The sequence below is a fragment of the Achromobacter sp. ACM05 genome, assembly GCF_019218915.1.
Taxonomy (GTDB): domain Bacteria; phylum Pseudomonadota; class Gammaproteobacteria; order Burkholderiales; family Burkholderiaceae_B; genus Achromobacter; species Achromobacter animicus.
Genome location: NZ_JAHUWQ010000002.1, coordinates 1,361,142 through 1,379,873, shown reverse-complemented (window position 1 = coordinate 1,379,873; position 18,732 = coordinate 1,361,142). Strand labels below are relative to the sequence as shown.

The 18,732-nt window shown below is 66.2% G+C and carries 19 protein-coding genes; 9 read left to right on the top strand and 10 right to left on the bottom strand.

Features of this window, described 5'->3' with window-relative positions; all coding sequences use genetic code 11:
- Positions 1-43: 43 nt before the first annotated feature.
- The 3 genes from KW836_RS17210 to KW836_RS17200 form a co-directional block, all read right to left on the bottom strand.
- A complete protein-coding gene (locus KW836_RS17210; RefSeq protein WP_218344167.1) occupies positions 44-919 on the bottom strand; it encodes an NAD(P)-dependent oxidoreductase in 876 nt (291 codons plus the stop codon).
- Positions 920-1,028: 109 nt separating this feature from the next.
- Complete coding sequence (locus KW836_RS17205; protein ID WP_218344166.1) at positions 1,029-1,709, bottom strand: RraA family protein; 681 nt, start codon at positions 1,707-1,709, stop codon at positions 1,029-1,031.
- A gap of 41 nt (positions 1,710-1,750) precedes the next feature.
- Entirely contained in the window at positions 1,751-2,410 is a 660-nt protein-coding gene (locus tag KW836_RS17200) for an RraA family protein (RefSeq protein WP_175136245.1), read from the bottom strand.
- Between the two features lie 129 nt (positions 2,411-2,539).
- Here KW836_RS17200 and KW836_RS17195 point away from each other — a divergent pair, with 129 nt between their 5' ends.
- A complete protein-coding gene (locus KW836_RS17195) occupies positions 2,540-3,460 on the top strand; it encodes a LysR substrate-binding domain-containing protein (RefSeq protein ID WP_218344165.1) in 921 nt (306 codons plus the stop codon).
- Positions 3,461-3,499: 39 nt separating this feature from the next.
- On the opposite strand, the gene KW836_RS17190 is transcribed toward KW836_RS17195, so the two are convergent.
- The 4 genes from KW836_RS17190 to KW836_RS17175 form a co-directional block, all read right to left on the bottom strand.
- Positions 3,500-4,456, bottom strand: a complete 957-nt coding sequence (locus tag KW836_RS17190; RefSeq protein WP_218344164.1) for a tripartite tricarboxylate transporter substrate binding protein — start codon at positions 4,454-4,456, stop codon at positions 3,500-3,502.
- Between the two features lie 38 nt (positions 4,457-4,494).
- Complete coding sequence (locus tag KW836_RS17185; RefSeq protein ID WP_218344163.1) at positions 4,495-5,463, bottom strand: tripartite tricarboxylate transporter substrate binding protein; 969 nt, start codon at positions 5,461-5,463, stop codon at positions 4,495-4,497.
- A gap of 69 nt (positions 5,464-5,532) precedes the next feature.
- Positions 5,533-6,228, bottom strand: a complete 696-nt coding sequence (locus tag KW836_RS17180; RefSeq protein ID WP_218344162.1) for an alpha/beta hydrolase — start codon at positions 6,226-6,228, stop codon at positions 5,533-5,535.
- A 114-nt stretch (positions 6,229-6,342) separates the two neighbouring features.
- Positions 6,343-7,275: a LysR substrate-binding domain-containing protein gene (locus KW836_RS17175; protein WP_218344161.1), complete on the bottom strand. Its 933-nt coding sequence runs from the start codon at positions 7,273-7,275 to the stop codon at positions 6,343-6,345.
- A 115-nt stretch (positions 7,276-7,390) separates the two neighbouring features.
- Between KW836_RS17175 and KW836_RS17170 the strand changes: the two genes are divergently transcribed.
- Genes KW836_RS17170 through KW836_RS17160 form a run of 3 tightly spaced genes read left to right on the top strand, consistent with a single transcriptional unit; the run spans position 7,391 to position 10,056 of the window.
- Positions 7,391-7,927, top strand: a complete 537-nt coding sequence (locus KW836_RS17170) for a thiamine pyrophosphate-binding protein (RefSeq protein ID WP_218344160.1) — start codon at positions 7,391-7,393, stop codon at positions 7,925-7,927.
- Complete coding sequence (locus KW836_RS17165) at positions 7,927-8,526, top strand: thiamine pyrophosphate-dependent enzyme (RefSeq protein ID WP_218344159.1); 600 nt, start codon at positions 7,927-7,929, stop codon at positions 8,524-8,526. Before KW836_RS17170 ends, KW836_RS17165 begins: the two co-directional genes overlap by 1 nt.
- 51 nt (positions 8,527-8,577) lie before the next feature.
- Entirely contained in the window at positions 8,578-10,056 is a 1,479-nt protein-coding gene (locus KW836_RS17160; RefSeq protein ID WP_218344158.1) for an aldehyde dehydrogenase, read from the top strand.
- A gap of 61 nt (positions 10,057-10,117) precedes the next feature.
- Here the strand turns inward: KW836_RS17160 and KW836_RS17155 are convergent, their stop codons facing one another.
- The gene (locus KW836_RS17155; protein WP_255595827.1) at positions 10,118-11,044 is read right to left on the bottom strand and encodes a LysR family transcriptional regulator; all 927 of its coding nucleotides are present in this window, start codon (positions 11,042-11,044) and stop codon (positions 10,118-10,120) included.
- 130 nt (positions 11,045-11,174) lie between these two features.
- Between KW836_RS17155 and KW836_RS17150 the strand changes: the two genes are divergently transcribed.
- From KW836_RS17150 to KW836_RS17135, 4 genes are all read left to right on the top strand, one after another.
- Positions 11,175-12,416: an aconitase X catalytic domain-containing protein gene (locus tag KW836_RS17150; RefSeq protein WP_218344157.1), complete on the top strand. Its 1,242-nt coding sequence runs from the start codon at positions 11,175-11,177 to the stop codon at positions 12,414-12,416.
- Between the two features lie 3 nt (positions 12,417-12,419).
- Entirely contained in the window at positions 12,420-12,839 is a 420-nt protein-coding gene (locus KW836_RS17145; protein WP_218344156.1) for an aconitase X swivel domain-containing protein, read from the top strand.
- Positions 12,840-12,944: 105 nt separating this feature from the next.
- The gene (locus KW836_RS17140; protein WP_218344155.1) at positions 12,945-13,934 is read left to right on the top strand and encodes a tripartite tricarboxylate transporter substrate binding protein; all 990 of its coding nucleotides are present in this window, start codon (positions 12,945-12,947) and stop codon (positions 13,932-13,934) included.
- Between the two features lie 146 nt (positions 13,935-14,080).
- Positions 14,081-15,364: a cystathionine gamma-synthase family protein gene (locus tag KW836_RS17135; RefSeq protein WP_175121220.1), complete on the top strand. Its 1,284-nt coding sequence runs from the start codon at positions 14,081-14,083 to the stop codon at positions 15,362-15,364.
- Positions 15,365-15,421: 57 nt separating this feature from the next.
- On the opposite strand, the gene KW836_RS17130 is transcribed toward KW836_RS17135, so the two are convergent.
- Positions 15,422-16,942: an MFS transporter gene (locus tag KW836_RS17130; RefSeq protein WP_218344154.1), complete on the bottom strand. Its 1,521-nt coding sequence runs from the start codon at positions 16,940-16,942 to the stop codon at positions 15,422-15,424.
- Between the two features lie 137 nt (positions 16,943-17,079).
- Between KW836_RS17130 and KW836_RS17125 the strand changes: the two genes are divergently transcribed.
- Positions 17,080-17,952, top strand: a complete 873-nt coding sequence (locus KW836_RS17125; protein ID WP_218344153.1) for a LysR family transcriptional regulator — start codon at positions 17,080-17,082, stop codon at positions 17,950-17,952.
- 69 nt (positions 17,953-18,021) lie between these two features.
- On the opposite strand, the gene KW836_RS17120 is transcribed toward KW836_RS17125, so the two are convergent.
- Positions 18,022-18,708, bottom strand: a complete 687-nt coding sequence (locus KW836_RS17120) for a GntR family transcriptional regulator (RefSeq protein ID WP_218344152.1) — start codon at positions 18,706-18,708, stop codon at positions 18,022-18,024.
- Between the last annotated feature and the right edge of the window lie 24 nt (positions 18,709-18,732).

Genomic DNA, 18,732 nt, shown 5'->3' with positions numbered 1-18,732 from the left:
GTGTTTGCAGATTCGGTCCGCGCTCTGTGGCGCGGTGGGGGTGTCAGGACTGGCGGGCCAGCGTGGTCAGCCAGGCCAGGCGCGCCTCGACCGTATCGGGCGCCGGGGCTTCGCCCTTGGCGCGCGCGGCCTCGATGCCACGGGTGGATCGCGCAAAGAGCTGTTCGACGCCATCAAGCACCAGCGGCTCAAGGCCCGCTTCCTGCAACTGGTCGCGCGCTTCGCGCACTTCGGCCAGCCGGCGCGGCGCATGCAGCACGTGCGAGCGCACGAACGAGTCCATGAACGCGGTCAACGGCGTGCGGTCGATGTCGGCCAGCACTTCGTACAGCGATTCGCGCAGACCCATGCGCTCGGCCGCCACCAGGCATTCGACGGCCAGGCTTTCCATGCCTTTGGTCATGATGCTGCGCAAGAGCTTCAAACGCACCGCGTCGCCGGGCTTGCCTTCGATGATCCGGACCGTGGCGCCCGCGCTTTCGCCCAGCGCCGTCACCACTGCCGCGCCCTCGCCGGCGCATAGCAGTGGCGTCTTTTCGGCGAGCAGGGCGATGGCGCCCATGATGGCCACGTCCATGAACGGGATGGCGCTCGCGGCAGCGGCGGCGGCCGCCTTCTGCATGTCGGGCGCGCTGGCCGTGGTGAAGTCGGCGTAGACGGCGCCGGCGCGCATGTGGGGAAAGGTTTGCGCGGCGACTTCCGCCGCGCTGTAGCCGTATACGGCCGAGACCACGACGTCGGCCTCGGCCAGCCAGGCGCCCGGTTCGGCATGCAAGGCCGCGTCTGCGGCCTTGGCGCGATCCGCCATTCCCGCGTCCGAGCGCAGGTCGCAGATGCCGACGATGCGATGTCCTGCGGCGATCCAGGCACGGGTGTAGCAGTGGCCGACCTCGCCGCATCCAATCAGTGCGATTTTCATCTTAAAAACACATTAAAAAAACAATATGTGTTTATAGATCGGCAATTTATGGGGCGAAAGAAGGTGTTTACCCTAGGTTTTTCATGAACAAAGTACATTAAAAAAACAATCAACCCTTCCTTTGCAGCAGGTGATAGCCCAGCGCGGCGCGCGCTTCGCGGATGGTCGCCCCCTGGCTGATCCGCTCGCGGATCGCGGCCTCCACGGCTTCGATCTTGCGCGCGGTCTCGGCCACTTCACGGGCGCGCTCGCGCGGAACGATCACCACACCGTTGGCGTCGGCCACCACGATGTCACGCGCGGCCACGCGCACGGTCCCCACCGCGACGGTGGTGTTGACCGACTCCACCTCCACCCGGTCCTTGCCGGTGCGCATGAAGCGGCCGGCGCTGAAAACCGGATAGCCGTCGCCCAGCGCCTTGCCCACGTCGCGGCACACGCCGTCAATCACGGTGCCGGCGATGCCGCGCAGGCCGGCGTATTGCGTCATGATGTCGCCCCACACCGTGCAGTCGGTGCGGCCATCGTTGTCGATCACCACGATGTCGCCTTCGGCGACGTCGTCGATGAAGTCGCCAACGGTGCCGGCGGGCGTCGCGGCAGGAACGTACCTGACCGTGAAGGCGGGGCCGACAACCGGGCGGGCATAGTTGTCCAGCGGCATGATGCCAAGGGCTTGGCCGTGCAGGCCCAGCTTGTCCATGGCGTCGGACACGCCCGGCGTATCCAGTCCTTCGAATAGGGCGACCAGCTCCTGGTCGTGTGCGGCGGCTCTCTTGGGGTTTGTCATCGTCGTTCCTTGGGTGAGTGGGGCAGCGAGGGCGCGTTGGATCACTTCGCGTGGATGGCTTCGAATTCCTTGTCGTGCATGACCTCGGCGACCGAGCGGCCCGCGCGCACGGCGGCGACCATGCCCTCCTGCCGCTTTGCAATGCGTTCGGCCAGATCCAGCACTTCATCGATTCGGGCGGCCAGCACGAACACGGCGCCGCACCGGTCCGCGATGACGTAATCGTCTTCATGAACCGTGACGCCGGCCATCTGCACGGGCTTGCCGGCATCGATCTGGATGACGCGGTTGCGGGCGCTGATCATGGTGACGCCGCGCCCATAGACGGGATAGCCGATCGATTCGCTGCCTTCGATGTCGCGGCTCAGGCCGTCGATGACCGATCCGCGCACGTGTTTGGCGCGCGCCGCATTGGCCAGGATGTCGCCCCAGCAGGAAATGCCCTCGGCGCCGCCGGCGATGACCAGCACGCGGTCGCCGGTCTGCACGGCGTCGATGACGGGAGAGATCAGATGCACGGCCGGCTTGGCGTCCGTCTTGGGACCCAGTTGGATGGTGCTGGCGCGGCCCACGATCTTCGGGCAGTCCCACAGCGGCCGCAGGCCGTAGGTGGCGCCGGGCAGTCCCAGAAAGTCCAGGGCGTCCGAGACGGTATTGGTGTCCAGCGAGGCAAGGCGGTCGAGCGTGGATGCTTGGGACATGGGGAAACCTCCTGAGTGAAGGCTTCATTATGGGAAGCGCGTCTTGATAGATAAAATCGTTTTCAAGTATCTCTGTGATACGGTTTCAGGATCAGCGCGGCAGCGCGCAACCGGCAACGAGGGCAGGGCATGAGCACGATCGACTTCAGGCTGATACGGCAACTGTGGATGTTTCTGGCGGTGGCCGAGGAACGGCATTTCGGACGGGCGGCAGCGCGGCTGGGCATGTCGCAGCCGCCGCTGACCGAGCAGATCAAGGTGCTGGAACAATCGCTGAAACTCCAACTCTTCGAACGGTCGCGCCGCGGCACGCAGCTTTCGGCGGCGGGCGCGGCGATCCTGCCAGCGGTGCGCCAGTTCGCCGGTCAGGTCGAACATCTGGAGCGCGTCGTGCGGGAGGTCGCGTCGGGCCAGTCGGGCGTGCTGCATGTGGGCGCGATCACCTCGGCGATGCTGGACACCGTTCCGCCGCTGCTCAATGAGCTGAAGCGGGCGCACCCGGGCCTGACGGTCTTCGTGCGGGAGATCGACAGTGTCGAGGCGGTGCCGGCGCTGCTGTCGGGAGAACTGGACATGGCGTTCGTGCGCATCGATGGCGACGTCGGCGAGGGCATCTCGACGCTGCCGTTGACCGAGGACCGGCTGGCCGTGGCGCTGCCTGACAACCACAAGCTGGCGGCGCTGCCTCGCGTGCGTCTTCAGTCGTTGGCGCCGGAGCAGCTTGTGATGTCGTCCCGGCAGGTGAGCCCCGTGTATTTCGACATGCTGACCGCGATCTGCCGTGCTCACGGCTTCACGCCCCGCGTGCTGCACGAGGTGCGGTCGGTGGCCTCGCAGGTCGCCTATGTGGGTTGCGGCCAGGGCGTTGCGCTGGTGCCGGCGTCCATGAAGAAGCTGGCGCCCGCGAACGTCGTCATCCGGCCGTTGAAGGAAAAGATCATGGTGGTCACCGCCGCGTTGGCGTGGAATGCGGCGCGCTTTCACCCGCTGGTCGAGGTGGCGGTGCAGTGGCTTGAAAAAACGCATCGCAAGCGGCGTCCGGAAGGGTGATGCCAGGCAACGCGGCAAGCGCTGCCTGGCGTCGGCCGCCTACTTTTTTGCGGCGGCTTCTTGCTCGAAGGCGCGTGTCTGCCGGGCCAGGCTGGCCCGCCATTCCTCACCCGGCTGAAAGGCCAGCACGGCTGCGTCGCGCCCCGATGCCGCCAGGAAGGCGGGATCCTTTAGGGTGTCCTGAAGCGCCTGTTCCAGCTTGTCGCGAATGGCGTCCGGCAAGGTTGCCGGGCCGCCCATGCCGCGCTCGGACGAATACCGCAGCGGCACCCCGGATTCCGTCGCGGTGGGGATGGCGTTATGGCGCTTGTCGCTGGCGATGGCGATGGCCTCGAAGGGGCCTTTGGGGTCGGCGAGTTCCGGCACCTCGCTCACGGTGATCAGGCCGTAGTTGATGTGATCGCCCAGGATCCCCAGGCGGATGTCGCCGCCACCCTTGAAGGGCACGCTGGTGCCTCGCACGTTCTGGCTGCGCTCCATGTCCATCAGCGCCAGATGTCCGGTCGTGCCGTCGCCGCTATGACCGAACGACAGCGATTCGGGTGACTGCTTCAGCTTCGCGACGAGCGCCGGCAGGTCATCCGGCGCGCTGGATCCGCGGCGCTTGATGAAGAGCAGCGGGTCGTCGACCAGACGGGCGATGAGCCGGATGTCGTCGGGCTTGTACTTCGCGCCCTTGCTGACGGGCAGGTACACGAAGCCGGGCGCGTTGATCATGCCCAGCGTGTAGCCGTCCGGCTTCGCGGCGGCCACGTAGCGCACCGCGATTTCTCCGCCCGCGCCGGGCTTGTTGATCACGATGATCCGCGTCTTGTCGCCCAGGCGCTTTTCCATGTGCTGCGCCACCAGCCGCGCCATCACGTCCGTGCCGCCGCCGGGGGCAAAACCCACCACCAGTTCGATCGGACGGTCGTCCGGCCACGCGGCATGCGCCACGTTGGCCGCCAGGGCAAGCGCCCCGGCCACGAGAATCCGCTGAAATGCATTTGCCTTCATGCCTGTCTCCTTGAATGGCTGTCGTGCGCCCTCGCGCGTCAATTGACCTGGATGCCGGCGGATTGAATGAGCTGGCGGTAGCGGTCCAGTTCCTCTGCCCAGAACGCCGTGAACGCCGCGGGCGTGCTTTGGCGCAATTCGGCCCCCATGGCGATCAGCCGTTGTGAATAGGCGGGATCGGACATCACGGCGTTCAGGGCGCTGCTCAGCTTGTCCACGATGGGCGCGGGCGTGCCGGCTGGCGCGGCCAGGCCAAACCAGGTGGTCAGCTGCATGCCCGCCATGCCCAGTTCCTCGAACGTGGGCACGTCGGGAATGGCCTTGAGCCGGGCGTCGGCGGCAACGGCCAATGCGCGTACGCGCTGGCTCTGGATGTGGCCGATCGCGCCGTTGTCGAACATGTAGTCCAGCCGTCCGCCCATCAGGTCGGTCAAGGCAGGGTTGTTGCCCTTGTACGGCACATGCGTGACCTCGATCTTGTTGATCGCGCGAAACAGTTCGCCCGACAGATGTCCCGAGTTGCCGGTGCCGCCGGAGCCGTAGGTCAGTTTGCCGGGTTGCTTGCGCGCCGCCGCCACGATGTCGGCCGGACGCTTGAACGGCGAGTTCTCGGGGACGATGAGCACGCTGGGCACCAGCGCGACTTCACCTATCGGCGTGAAGTCCTTGATCGGATCGAAATGCACCTTGGCATACAGATTGGGCGCCGAGACGTTGGCCGAGCTGCTGGCCAGCAGGAGGGTGTAGCCGTCCGGCGCGGCGCGGGCGAATTGAGTGGTTGCGATGGTGCCGGAAGCGCCCGCCACGTTTTCGACCACGACCGTCGCATTCAGGCGCTTGCCCAAGGCATCGCCCAGCGAGCGGCCAATGGTGTCCGCCGAGCCGCCCGCGGGCCACGGCACGATGAGGCGTATCGGTTTGTCCGGATACGGGGCGGCCGCCATGACGGCCGCGCTGAACGCGGATGCGAGGGCGCCGCACGCCCAACGCTTGATGGGAAAGCGCATGGTTGTCTCCTTGTTGAACCCTCCCTCTTGCTCGGTGGCGTGTCGGGGAGGTGTGAAAAGGCGCCGCGATCAATCTGTACGAGCCTTGGCGGCCTCCTTGGGAAGATGCGCAAGGACGAGTGACAGCAGCAGGTCTTGCGAATGGCTGAAAAAGTGGTCCGCGCCCGGCACGACGATGATCGGATGAGACGTGGGCCGTGCCCACGCCAGCAGCGGCGCCAAGGGCGCCTGCGTGTCCGATTCGCCATGGATCAGCACCACGTCGGCGGGCAAGGGGGGCGTGTCGTAGACCCGGTCTGCCTCGACGGCGCCAACCGGCAGCCCGGCCAGGATGGCAGCGGCAGGCGCGGCGTCCTGGTCGGCCAGCGCGCGAATCGCGTGGGCCAGGGCGTAAGCTCCGAAAGAAAAGCCAATGAGCGCCAGCGGCGTATCTGGGGCTTCGGCACGCACGGCACGTACGACGGCAAGTATGTCGTCGGCTTCGCCCAGACCGTGGTCGTACACGCCCGCGCTGGCGCCCACGCCCCGAAAGCTGGGCCGTATCGCAAGCCATCCGGCGTCCCGGACGCCGTGCGCCAGTCGGTGCGGGATCTTGTGGCGAGGCGTGCCGCCCAACAGCGGTTGTGGATGGGTGATGATGGCCACCCCAACGCGCGGCGTGGCGGGGCGGTCAATCAGCAATTCCAGCGGACCGGCCGGACCGGGGATGAGCCGTGTTTCCGTCCTTGCGCCGGCGGGGTGTTCGATATCAATCAGGTGGGGCATGTCGGCCAGATAGCGCTTTCAGGTGTCCCAGATTAATCCGTTATGAAAAGGCCGAATAAATAGAATTTCGTGATGGGTTTCATCACGGCGGGAGATGGCGTGGCCGCGCGGCGGCTACTTGGCCAACCAGCGAGCAGAAGGCCAGCGTGCATTGCGCACCGCATCGCGGGCGCATTGGATCAATTCGTTCATGACGCAATGCACCGAATTGGCGATGGGACGGGTGGCAGGTTGCGCCAGCACGATGCGCCGCACCAGTAGCGGATCCACGACCGGGGCAGCGGCCAGGATTGCGCGATCGACGTCGTCGGCCACGGCGATCGAGGGCAGGATGGTGTAGCCGTGCCCGTCCAGCACCAGGCGCTTCTGCACGCTCATCGCATTGGTCTCGGCCACGATGTGCAACTCGGTCTCTTGAGTGCGTGCGGCCTGCTCGACCAGCGACCGCAGTCCATGCGGCGCGCCCGGCAGCACAAGCGGCCGGCCGATGATGTCGGCCATGCGAACGGGCGTGCGGGTATCAAGTCCGCTGTCCGGCGGTCCAACGAACCACAGGCTCTCTTCCAGCAAGGTGCGGAACTTCAGCGCGGGATTCGGCTTGGAGTCGTACAGCAGCGCGATGTCAACGTCGCCGGTCTCCAGCCACGACTGCAGGTGCCCGGCATACCCCGACGTCAGCCGCAGGCGGATGCCGGGATAGTGCGCCGCCACGGCGGACAGCAGCGCGCTGGACAGCATGTCTGCCGTGCTGGGCAAGAGGCCCACGGTGACGATGCCGCCCACCGTGCCGCTGGACGGCCGGATCTCGGCGCGGGCGCGGTCCAGTTCGTTCAGCGCACGCCGCGCATAGTCCTCGAGCGTCTTGCCGGCGTCGGTCAGTTCCATGCCGAGGCGTCCGCGCGTGAAGAGCGGCGTGCCGATATCGTCTTCCAGCAGCTTCAATTGCCGGGAAACCGCCGGCTGCACGATGTTCAGCAAGCGGGCGGCGCTGGTCACGCTGCCGGTCTCGGCCACGGTCACGAACGCCTTCAGTTGCTTCAAATCCATCTGCGGCTCCGGGTATGCGCAAGGGTGATGATTTCCATCACGAAATTCTATTTAGTTGGCAATTCTATAGCGATATAAGATGCCTCGCAGCACTTAGCCACCGGGAAATCCACTCATGACTACCACCACCACCGAGGCGCCTGCTTGGCAGCAAGCCGTGTTCGACGCGCTGAAAGCCGGCGGCGTCCGCCAGATCGCCTACGTGCCGGACGCCGGCCACTCCTATGCCATCCGGCAGGCGCAGCTAGATCCGGACATCACCGACGTGGTCCTGACCACGGAAGAAGAGGGCGTCGCCGTCGTCAGCGGCGCGTGGCTGGGCGGCCAGCGCGCCGCGCTGCTGATGCAAAGCAGCGGCGTGGGCAATTGCGTGAACATGTTCTCGCTGCTGCGCAGCTGCAACTTTCCCTTTCTCACGCTGGTGACGATGCGGGGCGAGTACGCGGAATTCAATCCGTGGCAGGGGCCGATGGGCAAGACCACCCAGCAGGCGCTTGAACTGATGGGCATCACGGTGCTGCGGGCGTCGAACCCCGACGAGGTCGGAGAGATCGTCAGTGCCGCTGCCGATTCCGCATTTCTGGCCGGCGAGCAGGTGGCCGTCCTGCTGTCGCAAACCTTGATTGGACGTAAGAAGTGGGAGCGCAACTGATGTCGACCACCTTGAATGCTTCGGGCGCCGTGGACCGCCGCGCCTTCGTGTCGCAACTGATCGCGGCTTCGCCGGACGCGCTGATCGTCTCGGGCCTGGGCTCGCCATCCTATGACGTCTTTGCCGCGGGCGACCGGGACAAGAATTTTTATCTATGGGGCGCCATGGGCGGCGCCGTGGCGCTGGGGCTGGGCCTGGCGCTTGCGCAACCGGACCGGCCCGTGCTTGTCATCACCGGCGACGGCGAACAGTTGATGGGCGTGGGCACGCTGGGCACCGTCGGGGCCAAGCAGCCCAAAAACCTGACCATCGTGGTGCTGGACAACGGCCATTTCGGCGAGACCGGCATGCAGCGCAGCCACACCAGCCTGGGCACAGACCTGGTGGCCGTGGCGCAGGGGTTCGGCATCAAGGACGCGTTTGCCGTCAGGGAAACGGGCAGGGCGGGCGAGGTCGCCGAGCGCGTGATGGCGCGCCGTGGCGTCGCCTTCGCCCAGGTGTTCATCAATCCGGACGAACCGCCGCGCGCGCTGCCGCCGCGCGACGGTGTGTACGTCAAGAACCGCTTCCGGGCCGCCCTGGGATTTTCGACGTTCTGAGCAGCGGCAGCCTCTTGGGCTGCCATGCTGCATTCAGGCCAGGAGGCTGTGATGAAGGCTTACTCAATGCGGATTGCGGGGGCGCCGGCCGCAGCGATCTCGGGCGAATGGTTCGAGACGCAGAACCCCTATACCGGCGAGGCCTGGGCGCGGGTCGCGCGCGGGGCCGCGCAAGACGTCGATGTGGCGGTGCAGGCCGCCCATTTCGCTTTTTCGGAAGGACCGTGGGCAGAGCTGACCGCCACCGAACGCGGCCGGTTGCTGTATCGACTGGCTGATCTCATCGAACGCGATGCACGCAAACTCGCGGCAACGGAGGTCCGGGACAACGGCAAGCTGTACGCCGAGATGCTGGGACAGCTGACGTACTTGCCGCAATGGTTCCGCTACTACGGCGGCCTGGCGGACAAGATCCACGGGTCGACGCTGCCCTTGGACAAGAAGGGCTATTTCACCTACACGCGACACGAACCGCTGGGCGTGGTGGCGGCGATCACGCCGTGGAATTCGCCCTTGTTGCTGCTGGGCTGGAAAATTGCGCCGGCGTTGGCGGCCGGCTGCACGGTGGTTGTGAAACCGTCGGAGTTCACGTCCGCCTCCACGCTGGAATTCGCGGAACTGTTCGACGAGGCGGGGTTTCCGCCGGGCGTGATGAACGTGGTGACAGGCTATGGCCAGGAGGTGGGGGCCGCGCTCGTCCAGCACCCGCTCGTGCAAAAGGTCACCTTCACCGGGTCGGACCAGACCGGCCGCCTGATCAACGAGCAGGCCGCGCGTCTGCTCAAGCACACCTCGCTGGAACTGGGCGGCAAGTCGCCCAACATCGTCTTCGAGGACGCGGACCTGGAACAGGCCGTGTTCGGCGCGATCTCGGGCATCTTCGCGGCAAGCGGGCAAACCTGCATTGCGGGCTCGCGCCTGTTGCTCCAGGACAGCATCTACGATCGCTTTGTCGAACAGCTGCTGTCGCTGGCGGGTGCCGCGCGCATGGGGGATCCGATGGATCCGGCCACGCAGGTCGGGCCCGTCACGACGCCGCCCCAATACCAGAAGGTGCTGGATTACATCCGCATCGCGCGGGACGAGGGCGCAACCCTGCTGTTGGGCGGCAAGGCCGCGCAACGGCCGGAATGCGGCAAGGGGTGGTTCGTGGAACCGACCATCTTCGGCGACGTGCGCAACGACATGCGCATCGCCCAGGAAGAGGTGTTCGGACCGGTGCTGTCCATCATCCGCTTCAAGGACGAAGCCGAGGCGCTGCGGATCGCCAATGATGTCCGCTTCGGACTGGCCGCCGCGGTCTGGACCCAGGACATCGCCCGAGCCATCCGGATGTCGGAGCGCTTGAAGGCCGGCACGGTATGGGTGAACACCTACCGTGCGGTCAGCTTCATGGCGCCCTTTGGCGGCTACAAGGATTCGGGGCTGGGGCGCGAGAACGGCATGGACGCCGTCAAGGAGTTCCTGCAGGTCAAGAGCGTCTGGCTAAATAGCGGGGCGACCGCCAGCAACCCGTTCGTACTGCGTTGATCCGGCATGGGCGGCCACGGACCGTGGCTCGCCTGCCTGCTGCATCGATGCCCGCGCCGTGCTACGCGCCGGCGGTGCGCGTGGACTGCGCATCCGACTGGAAGATCTTGCCGAAATCGCATTGCTCCTGCGCCAGCGCCGCGATGGCTGAAATCAGGTTGCTGGGACGGTCGCCGCGAAAGACCGCCGCGTAGGCGGCAGGCGGCAGGGCGGGCGTCACCGTCAGGATTTCCAGCGAGCCCGACTCCACCATGGGCGCCAGAAAGGTCTTGGGCAGATAGCTGATGCCCATGCCTGAGATCGCCAGGCCGATCAACGCCACCAGGCTGTTGCTCAGCACGGTCTGCTCGGGCTGCACGCCCACCGAACGAAACCACCGGTTGTAGAGCTGGCCCGTGCCGGAACGCTCGTCCTGCGTCAGCAGCCGGTGCTTGACGAGGTCCTGCACCTTGAGGCGCCGCCGCGGCGCCAGCCCCGGCTTGCACATCCATGAGTTGACGACCTGCCCGACCCGGCGTGACACGAAACGCTGGTCGTCGAAGACGTCCGGCACGATTATCAGATCCACTTCGTCGGCGAGCAGCTTGTCGCGCAGGATGGCGCTGGTATCGACGTGCGGCTCGATGATGACCCGGGGATAGCGCGCCTGGATTGCGCTTACCAGTCTTGGCAACCAGGTCATGGCCGTCAGTTCCGTGATGCCGATGCGAACGTGGCGCTCCATGACGTCCGGGCGCTGGAACTGCTCGATCGCCGCATCGCGCTGTTCCAGCAGCCGCTTCGCCAGCAGGAACATCTCTTCGCCTTTCTCCGTCAGCCGGGCCGTGCGCAACGTGCGGTCAAAGAGCGGCGTGTCGAAGAGCGCTTCCAGTTCCTGCACGCGCTTGGACACGGCCGATTGCGTGGTGTGCAGCCGGTTGGCTGCTGGTGCAAAGCCGCCAAGCTGGACGACCCAATACACGGCTTCGAGTTGCTTGAACGTGATCAACGGCGCCTCCTTCGTGGCCGGAAAAGATCGAATTCAGGAATCCGATCGGATTCCAATTTATCGCTTTTTTTGATTTAACGCCGCGCTCAGAATTTGTGCCTGAGGATTCGAACGCATTGGAGGCGTGCATATGTTTCTTACGGAAGAAGAGTCGGCAATGCTGACGGGCGGCAAGGGACCTGCCGTGCAGAAGGCCATGGAGATCCTGGTGGCGCTGGGCGAGAGCTTTGGCGCCAAGCGTCTGCTGCAGGTCAGCAACGTTCATATGGCGGGTTCGTCCGTCCTCGTCGCGGAGGAAGCCGGGACGCGATTTGTCGAAGACATCAAGCGGCAGGGCGGCACGTTCGTCACCCGGGTGACGACGAACCCGACGGCGGTCGATCCGGTGCAGTGGCGCGAGATCGGCATTCCCGAATCGGACAGCGCCCTGCAGACGCGCCTGACGGACGCTTACGCCGGCATGGGCGCGAACACCTGCAACACCTGTATTCCCTATCTGGTGGGCAACAGCCCGCGGTTCGGCGAGCACATGGCATGGGGCGAGTCGTCGGCCGTGGTGTACGCCAATTCGGTGTGCGGCGCCCGCACCAATCGTGAGGGTGGTCCCAGTGGTTTGGCCACTGCGCTGACGGGCCGCACGCCGGAGTACGGTTTTCACCTGACGGAGAACCGCTACGGAAAACTGCTGGTCAAGGTCGAGACCACGCTCGACGACATGACCGATTACGGCACGCTGGGCTACTTTGCCGGCCGCATCGCCGGGCAGGACACGCCGGTCTTCACGGGCATTCCTTCCGATCCCACGCTGGAGCAGTTGAAGGCGCTGAGCGCCGCGTTGGCGGCTTCCGGTGCGGTGAGCATGTTCCATGCGGTCGGCGTCACGCCCGAGGCGCCCACGCTTGAGGCGGCCTTCGGCGGCAACGCGCCTGAAAAAGTGCTGGTGTTTGACGACGCCGAAAAGAAGAAGGCCGAGGCGGCGCTGAACAAGGAGCCCTCGGATCACGTGGACTGGATTCTGGTGGGCTGTCCGAATGCCTCGGTGCAGGAGATCCGCGAGGTGGCCGAGGCGCTGGAAGGCAAAAGCGTGCACCCGGAGGTCGCGTTGTGGGTCACCACGGCCGGCGCCATGTATGCCATGGCCGAGCGCATGGGGTACATCCAGACGATCAAGGACGCGGGCGGGACGGTCGTGCGGGAAACGTGCCCATTCCTGGCGCGCAGCCGCGTGATCGCGCCGGCGAAGGGCTATCGGACGTTGACCACCAACTCCGCCAAGATGGCGTTCTATGCCCCCGGTCAGTTCGGACTGCCCACCCATTACGGCAATCTCGATCGCGTCATGCAGGCCGCCGTCAGCGGCGTCTGGAGGTAAGCCATGATCCAAGCCAAACGCATCCTCACCGGGCGCAAGATCGTCAAGGGCAAGACCAGCGGACAGGCCGTCGTGACGGCAGAGGCGATCAGCTTCAACGGCGGCGTCGACAACATGACGGGCATCGTCACGGAACCCGGACACGAGCTGGAAGGCGTGAACATCGCCGGCAAGGTGCTTGTGTTTCTGACCGGCAAGGGATCGACCGGCGGCTCCTACAAGATCTACGACATGGTCTCGCGCGGAACGGCGCCACTGGCGTTCGTGCAGGTGACGCCGGAACCGATCACGACGATCGGGGCGATCATCGGCGCCATTCCCGTCGTGGCCGGGCTGGACGAAGACCCGACCAAGGCCATCGCCACGGGCGATTGGCTGGACGTGGATGCCGACGCGGGCACCGTCGTGGTCACACCGCAATAGCAGTCCGCACGCGGCGCGAGCCGCACCCTTCACCGGCCTTCGGGTAGTTGCGCACACGACGCGACGCCCGGATCGGCCGTGCTTATTCCAATCAAGGAGACAACCATGACTTCACGCGCAATCATCGCCCTAGCCTTGGGCGCCTGTCTTGGCGCGGGCGCCCCGGCAGCGCACGCGGCTCAGCCCGACGCGGGCGCCGACTGGCCCACCCGCAAGGCCATCACGATGATCGTTCCTTTTGCGGCCGGCGGCAGCACGGATGCGACCGCGCGGCTGCTCGCCGAACATCTGTCCCGGCAACTCAAGCAACAGGTGGTCGTGGAGAACCGCGCGGGGGCGGGCAGCAACCTGGGATCGAGCGTGGCGGCGCGCGCAACGCCCGACGGCTACACGCTGCTGCTGGCCACCAGCACGATCGCCACCAATGTGACGCTGTACAAGAACATGGGCTTCGACCTGCGCCGTGACCTGATTCCCGTCTCGCAGATCGCGTCGATTCCGAATGTCCTGACTGTGAACAACAACGTGCCGGCCAAGTCGCTCACGGAGTTCATCGCGCTCGTTCAGAAGAAGGACGCCCCGGTGAACTACGGTTCCGCGGGCAACGGGTCGGCCTCGCATCTGTCCGGCGCGCTATTCAACGCGATGGCCAAGGGCGACATGGTCCATGTGGCGTACAAGGGCGGGGCGCCGGCGAACGTGGATCTGATGGGTGGCCAGGTGCAGGCCGTGTTTTCGCCGCTGGTGGAAGTGCTGTCTTACCTGGAAAGCGGCAAGCTGCGCGCATTGGGCGTGACCACCCCGGAGCGTTCGCCGCGTCTGCCCGATGTGCCGGCCGTGGGCGAATCGCTGCCCGGGTTCGATGTGTCGCTGTGGAACGGTGTGTTCGTGCCTGCCGGCACGCCGCCCGCCGTCGTGGATAAGCTCGCTCAGGCCTTGAAGTCGGTGACGCAAGACCCAGCCTTCCGCAAGGTGCTGCTGGACCAGGGTTCCGCGCCCACGAGCCAATCGCCGGCGCAGTTCAAGGCTTTCCTGGACCAGGAAATCGACAAGTGGGCCAAGCTGGTCAAGCTGTCCGGGGCGACGGTGGACTGACGCCGGGCGCCGCCTCTGCGCAATTCCGCTGCTGCGGGCGCGCGCACGTCACAACCTGCAATATCTCGCCCGCGCCACGGCGTTATTGTCTGGGAGATATGTGACGCGCCCGCCCGGTCGGCTGGAATACCAGAAAGAGGCACTCCATGACTTACTCGAGCTATCACAAGAAGGACATCTTCGGCCGCCCCTTGCATGCCGAAACCCAGATGATGTCCTACGGCTACGATCCCTATCTGTCCGAGGGAGCGGTCAAGCCGCCGGTGTTTCTGACGTCCACGTTCGCGTTCCGCACGGCCGAGGATGGCGCCGCGTTCTTTGATCTGGTGTCCGGCCGCAAGCCCTTGCCGCAGGGCGAGACGGCGGGACTGGTGTACAGCCGGTTCAACCATCCAAACCTGGAGATCGTGGAAGACCGGCTGTCGCTGCTGGACGGCTCGCAGGATGCCGCCGTGACTTCCAGCGGCATGTCCGCGATCAGCGCGGTGCTGATGGCGTTTCTGCGGCCGGGCGATCAACTGGTGCAGTCCGTCCCGCTCTATGGCGGCACCGAGACGCTGATCGGCAAGATCTTTCCGGAGTGGGGCGTGGGTTCGCATCCCGTGGCGGACGGGCTGTCGCCGCGCAACATGCGCACCGCGCTGGAAGAGGCCGCAGCCAAGGGGCCGGTAAAGCTTTTCTATGTCGAAACGCCCGCCAATCCCACCAACGCGCTGTTCGACTTCGAGGCCATGAAGAACGAGCTGGATGCGTTCGAAACGCGTCACGGCTACCGGCCGATCTCGGTGTGCGACAACACGCTGCTCGGGCCGATCTTCCAGAAGCCGGCGGAGCACGGGGTGGATCTGTCGGTGTATTCGCTGACCAAGTATGTTGGCGGCCATAGCGATCTGGTGGCGGGGGCGGTCACCGGCAGCAAGGAGCTCATCAAGAAAGTGCGCGCGATCCGCAGCGCCTTCGGGTCGCAACTGGATCCGCATTCTTGCTGGATGATCACGCGGTCGATGGAAACGGTGGTCCTGCGCATGAAGCAGGCGGCGCGCACGGCAACCCGCGTGGCGGAATGGCTGGCGGGCAATCCGCACGAAAAGGTGCAGGTATTCCATCCGGAACTGATCGCCGATCGCGCCTACCAGGAGGTGTACAAGCGGCAATGCACCGGGCCGGGTTCGACGTTCGCCTTCGTGCTGGACGGCGGCCGCGAGCGCGCCTTCCGCTTCATCAATGCGCTGCATCTGTTCCGTTCGGCGGTCAGCCTGGGCGGCACGGAGACGCTGGTGTGCCACCCGGCGTCGACCACGCATTCCGGGGTGCCCGCGGCGGAGCGAGATGCCGCGGGCGTGTCCGAAGGCCTGATCCGGGTGTCGATCGGCCTGGAGCACGAGGAAGACCTGATCGCGGACATGGACCACGCATTTCGCAACGGCTGATTGGTGCGGGCAGTGCGGCCGCACGTCGGCGCGCAGTTCCCGACGCGCCCCGCGGCTTCAGCCCGGCTGCACCGCCCGGCGGGCGCGGTTCAGCAGCACGAACGCGGCGGTGCCCAGCAGCATGATCGTGGCGGTGGCGATCACCGCGGCGTAGCCCGTCTCAAAGGCGGCGCGCGCCATCTCGGTCAGCGTGGCCGCCAGATCGGCGGGCAGGCGTTCGGCGACGACGAGCGCTTCGTCCAGGCTGTCGCGCGCGGCGCCGGTCGCTGCCACGCCCGCCGGCACGGACAGCGACTGCGCGTACACGCCCGACAGGATCGAACCCATCAGCGTCACGCCCAGCGCGCCGCCCAGTTCATACGAGACTTCCTCGATCGACGCGGCCATGCCGGCGCGCTCGGGCGTGGCGCTTTGCATGATGGTGCTGGACGCGGCCGTCATGGTGGCGCCGATGCCCAGGCCCAGCACGCAAAGGCTGATCAACTGCGGGATGACCGCTGCGTCGTAGGTCAGGAGGTACCCGCCCATGCCAGCGCCTGACACCAGCAGCGACAGGAACAGCATGCGCCGGCTGCCCACGCGCCCGAGCAGAAGACCCGCGAGCGGCCCGGCGACAAAGGCGGCCAGCGGCAGCGGCAGGATGAACAGCGCGGACTGGATCGGCGACATGCCCAGCACCAGTTGCAGGCGCTGGCTGAACACCAGCTCCATGCCCAGCAGCGCCGCGGCGGCAAACAAGGCGGCGGCGACGGCCGAACTGAAGGACGCGTTGCGGAAGATGGCGAAGTCGATCAGAGGATAGGGCCGCCGCCGCTGACGGCGCACGAAAACGGCCAGCATGGCGGCGCCCGCCGCGCAGGCCACGATGGCGTGCAGCCAGGACGGCGACGCACGCCCCAGTTCCTTGAGCGCGTAGGCGCACAGGATCATGCCCGCCATCACCTGCAAGGAGCCGACCAGATCCCACGGCCGCGATGCGTCGGGCTGGCTTGCCGGGATGAACCGCCATGCCAGCGGCAACGCCAGCAGCACGATGGGGACGTTGATGAGAAACACCGAGCCCCACCAGAAATGCTCCAGCAGCAGGCCGCCCACGACGGGTCCGAGCGCGGCGCCGCCCGAGGCGACCGACGCCCAGACGCCAATCGCCACGGCGCGCTCGCGCTCGTCGGCAAACGCCAGGCGCAGGATGGACAGCGTGGCGGGCATCATCATCGCCGCGCCCACACCCAGCAGCGCGCGGGCCGCGATCAGGACGACCGCGCCGGGCGAATAGGCGGCGGCGAGCGACGCCGCGCCGAATACGGCCAGCCCCATCATGAAAAGGCGCTTGTGGCCCAGCCGGTCGCCCAGCGTGCCCATGCCCAGCAACAGGCCGGACACGACCAACGCATATACGTTCACGATCCACAGCTTGGCGGATGCGGTGACGCCAAGTTCGTGGGTGAGCCGCGGCAGGGCGGTGTACAGGACCGTCATGTCGACGACGATCAGCAGCAAGGCGCTGGACACGATGGCCAGCACCAGCCAGCGGCCGGGGGTGGCCGCGGCAACAGCGTTCGAATGAGTCCGCTGCATGGTTCTACTCCTAAAAAGACCGTGTTTCCACTCGCGGCGTGCGCGCTCGGGAACACGGGCTGGCATTATCCATCTACATATCCGCCATAAAAAGTTGGATTGCATCTATAAAATCGATGGATTGAAAGGAGGTCACCATGCAATGGACCTTGGACCAACTTCGGCAATTCGTGGCGGCGGCAGAGGCCGGGTCGTTCTCGGCGGCGGCGCGCCGCATCGGCCGCGCCCAGTCCGCGGTCAGCACGGCGGTGGGCCTGCTGGAGGCGGATCTGGGCGTGGAACTCTTTGACCGGTCGCGCCGCAATGCGGTGCTGACGCCGGCCGGCGAGGTGATGCTGCGGGAAGCGAAAGAACTGCTGCGCCAGGCGGGCGGGCTGTCGCAGCGCGCGCTGGCGTTTGCCGGAGGCCAGGAGGCGCGACTGTCGATTGCGCTGGACGAGGCCTTGCCGTATCTGGTGCTAGGCGCGCTGGCGCTGGAACTGGCCGAGCGATTCCCGGCGCTTGAGCTGACGCAGTTGAACGGCACCGCGACCGAGGTTGCCGATTACGTGCGGCAGGGCCGGGCCAGCATCGCGTTCCACTTCGACCGGGGCGACCCCGGCAGCGACTTTGCGCACCGTTCGCTGGGCAACGTGGCGCAAGGGATCTTCGTGGCGTCTGGCCATCCGCTGGCTGCGCTGCCGCAGGTGTCGCGCGAAGACCTGGCGCGTCACCGCCAGCTTGTCATGCAGATGGAAGGCGTTGAGGACATGGTGCTCAGTCCCACAGTGTGGCGCACCGACAGCTTCTACAGCATCGCGGGCATGGTGGCCGACGGCCTGGGCTTTGCGATCCTGCCGCTGAATATCGCGGAATACGAGAGCTTCAGCACCACGCTGACGCCGGTGCCGTGCGCGGAACTGGCCCTGCCGATGCTGTCCGTGCGGACGTTGTGGCTGCAAGGGGCCGTGTTGAACGAGACGGAACGCTGGCTTCAGCAGCGCATGGAGCAATTGCTGCGGGCGGGATAGCGCAGCGGAGCGGAATGCGCGTCAGGCAAGCCGCGTCTCAGGTCCGCAGCGCGTCAGCTCAGCCGCGTCTCAGCTCAGCAGCGCGGCAACCAGATCGCTGCCCGCCTGTCGGTCACCGCTGAAATCCAGCGCGGCCAGCACGTGTTCCAGGTGTTCGTCCATCAGGGCGCAGGCGCGATCGGCATCGCCGGCGCGTGCCGCCTCGATGAAGGCGTGATGCTCGCGCGACGAGCAATTGGCGTCGTGGGAGCTTTGATACAGCACGGTGATCACCGCGCTGCGCGCCGACAATTCGCGCAGCATGCCGGTCAGCACCGAGTTGCCCACGGTCTCGGCAAGCAGGATGTGGAACTGGCTGAGCAACCGGTTTCTCGCCTGCACGTCGCCGCTTTCCAGGGCCCGGCGTTCCTCGGCCAGATGCGCATCGATGCGGCGGAAGTCGGCGGTCTTGGCGCAGGCCACGAATTCCCGGGCCAATGCCGCTTCCAGGATGCGGCGCACGGCGTAGACCTCGCGCGCCTCGTTCGCGTCGGGCTTGCTGACGAAGGCGCCCTTGTCCGGAACGATGTTGATGAGCTTGTCCTTGGACAGCATCAGGAGCGCGGCGCGGATCTTGGTGCGGCTTACCTTGTAGACCCGGGCCAGGGCCTCCTCGCGCAGCCGGGTGCCGGGCGGAAGCTTGTGCGCCACGATGGCGGCGGACACTTCCTGGGCGATGTCGTCGGCGCTGGGGTCTGGCTGGACGTCCTGATTCATGAGGCGCGGCAGGGCTGCCGGTAG

Excerpts from the sequence above, each read along its gene's own strand:
- KW836_RS17150 (WP_218344157.1), top strand. The coding sequence starts at position 11,175 with ATGTTTCTTACGGAAGAAGAGTCGGCAATGCTGACGGGCGGCAAGGGA.
- KW836_RS17120 (WP_218344152.1), bottom strand. The coding sequence starts at position 18,708 with ATGAATCAGGACGTCCAGCCAGACCCCAGCGCCGACGACATCGCCCAG.
- KW836_RS17125 (WP_218344153.1), top strand. The coding sequence starts at position 17,080 with ATGCAATGGACCTTGGACCAACTTCGGCAATTCGTGGCGGCGGCAGAG.
- KW836_RS17210 (WP_218344167.1), bottom strand. The coding sequence starts at position 919 with ATGAAAATCGCACTGATTGGATGCGGCGAGGTCGGCCACTGCTACACC.
- KW836_RS17160 (WP_218344158.1), top strand. The coding sequence starts at position 8,578 with ATGAAGGCTTACTCAATGCGGATTGCGGGGGCGCCGGCCGCAGCGATC.
- KW836_RS17185 (WP_218344163.1), bottom strand. The coding sequence starts at position 5,463 with ATGCGCTTTCCCATCAAGCGTTGGGCGTGCGGCGCCCTCGCATCCGCG.
- KW836_RS17165 (WP_218344159.1), top strand. The coding sequence starts at position 7,927 with ATGTCGACCACCTTGAATGCTTCGGGCGCCGTGGACCGCCGCGCCTTC.
- KW836_RS17170 (WP_218344160.1), top strand. The coding sequence starts at position 7,391 with ATGACTACCACCACCACCGAGGCGCCTGCTTGGCAGCAAGCCGTGTTC.
- KW836_RS17135 (WP_175121220.1), top strand. The coding sequence starts at position 14,081 with ATGACTTACTCGAGCTATCACAAGAAGGACATCTTCGGCCGCCCCTTG.
- KW836_RS17140 (WP_218344155.1), top strand. The coding sequence starts at position 12,945 with ATGACTTCACGCGCAATCATCGCCCTAGCCTTGGGCGCCTGTCTTGGC.
- KW836_RS17145 (WP_218344156.1), top strand. The coding sequence starts at position 12,420 with ATGATCCAAGCCAAACGCATCCTCACCGGGCGCAAGATCGTCAAGGGC.
- KW836_RS17180 (WP_218344162.1), bottom strand. The coding sequence starts at position 6,228 with ATGCCCCACCTGATTGATATCGAACACCCCGCCGGCGCAAGGACGGAA.
- KW836_RS17200 (WP_175136245.1), bottom strand. The coding sequence starts at position 2,410 with ATGTCCCAAGCATCCACGCTCGACCGCCTTGCCTCGCTGGACACCAAT.
- KW836_RS17205 (WP_218344166.1), bottom strand. The coding sequence starts at position 1,709 with ATGACAAACCCCAAGAGAGCCGCCGCACACGACCAGGAGCTGGTCGCC.
- KW836_RS17175 (WP_218344161.1), bottom strand. The coding sequence starts at position 7,275 with ATGGATTTGAAGCAACTGAAGGCGTTCGTGACCGTGGCCGAGACCGGC.
- KW836_RS17190 (WP_218344164.1), bottom strand. The coding sequence starts at position 4,456 with ATGAAGGCAAATGCATTTCAGCGGATTCTCGTGGCCGGGGCGCTTGCC.
- KW836_RS17130 (WP_218344154.1), bottom strand. The coding sequence starts at position 16,942 with ATGCAGCGGACTCATTCGAACGCTGTTGCCGCGGCCACCCCCGGCCGC.
- KW836_RS17195 (WP_218344165.1), top strand. The coding sequence starts at position 2,540 with ATGAGCACGATCGACTTCAGGCTGATACGGCAACTGTGGATGTTTCTG.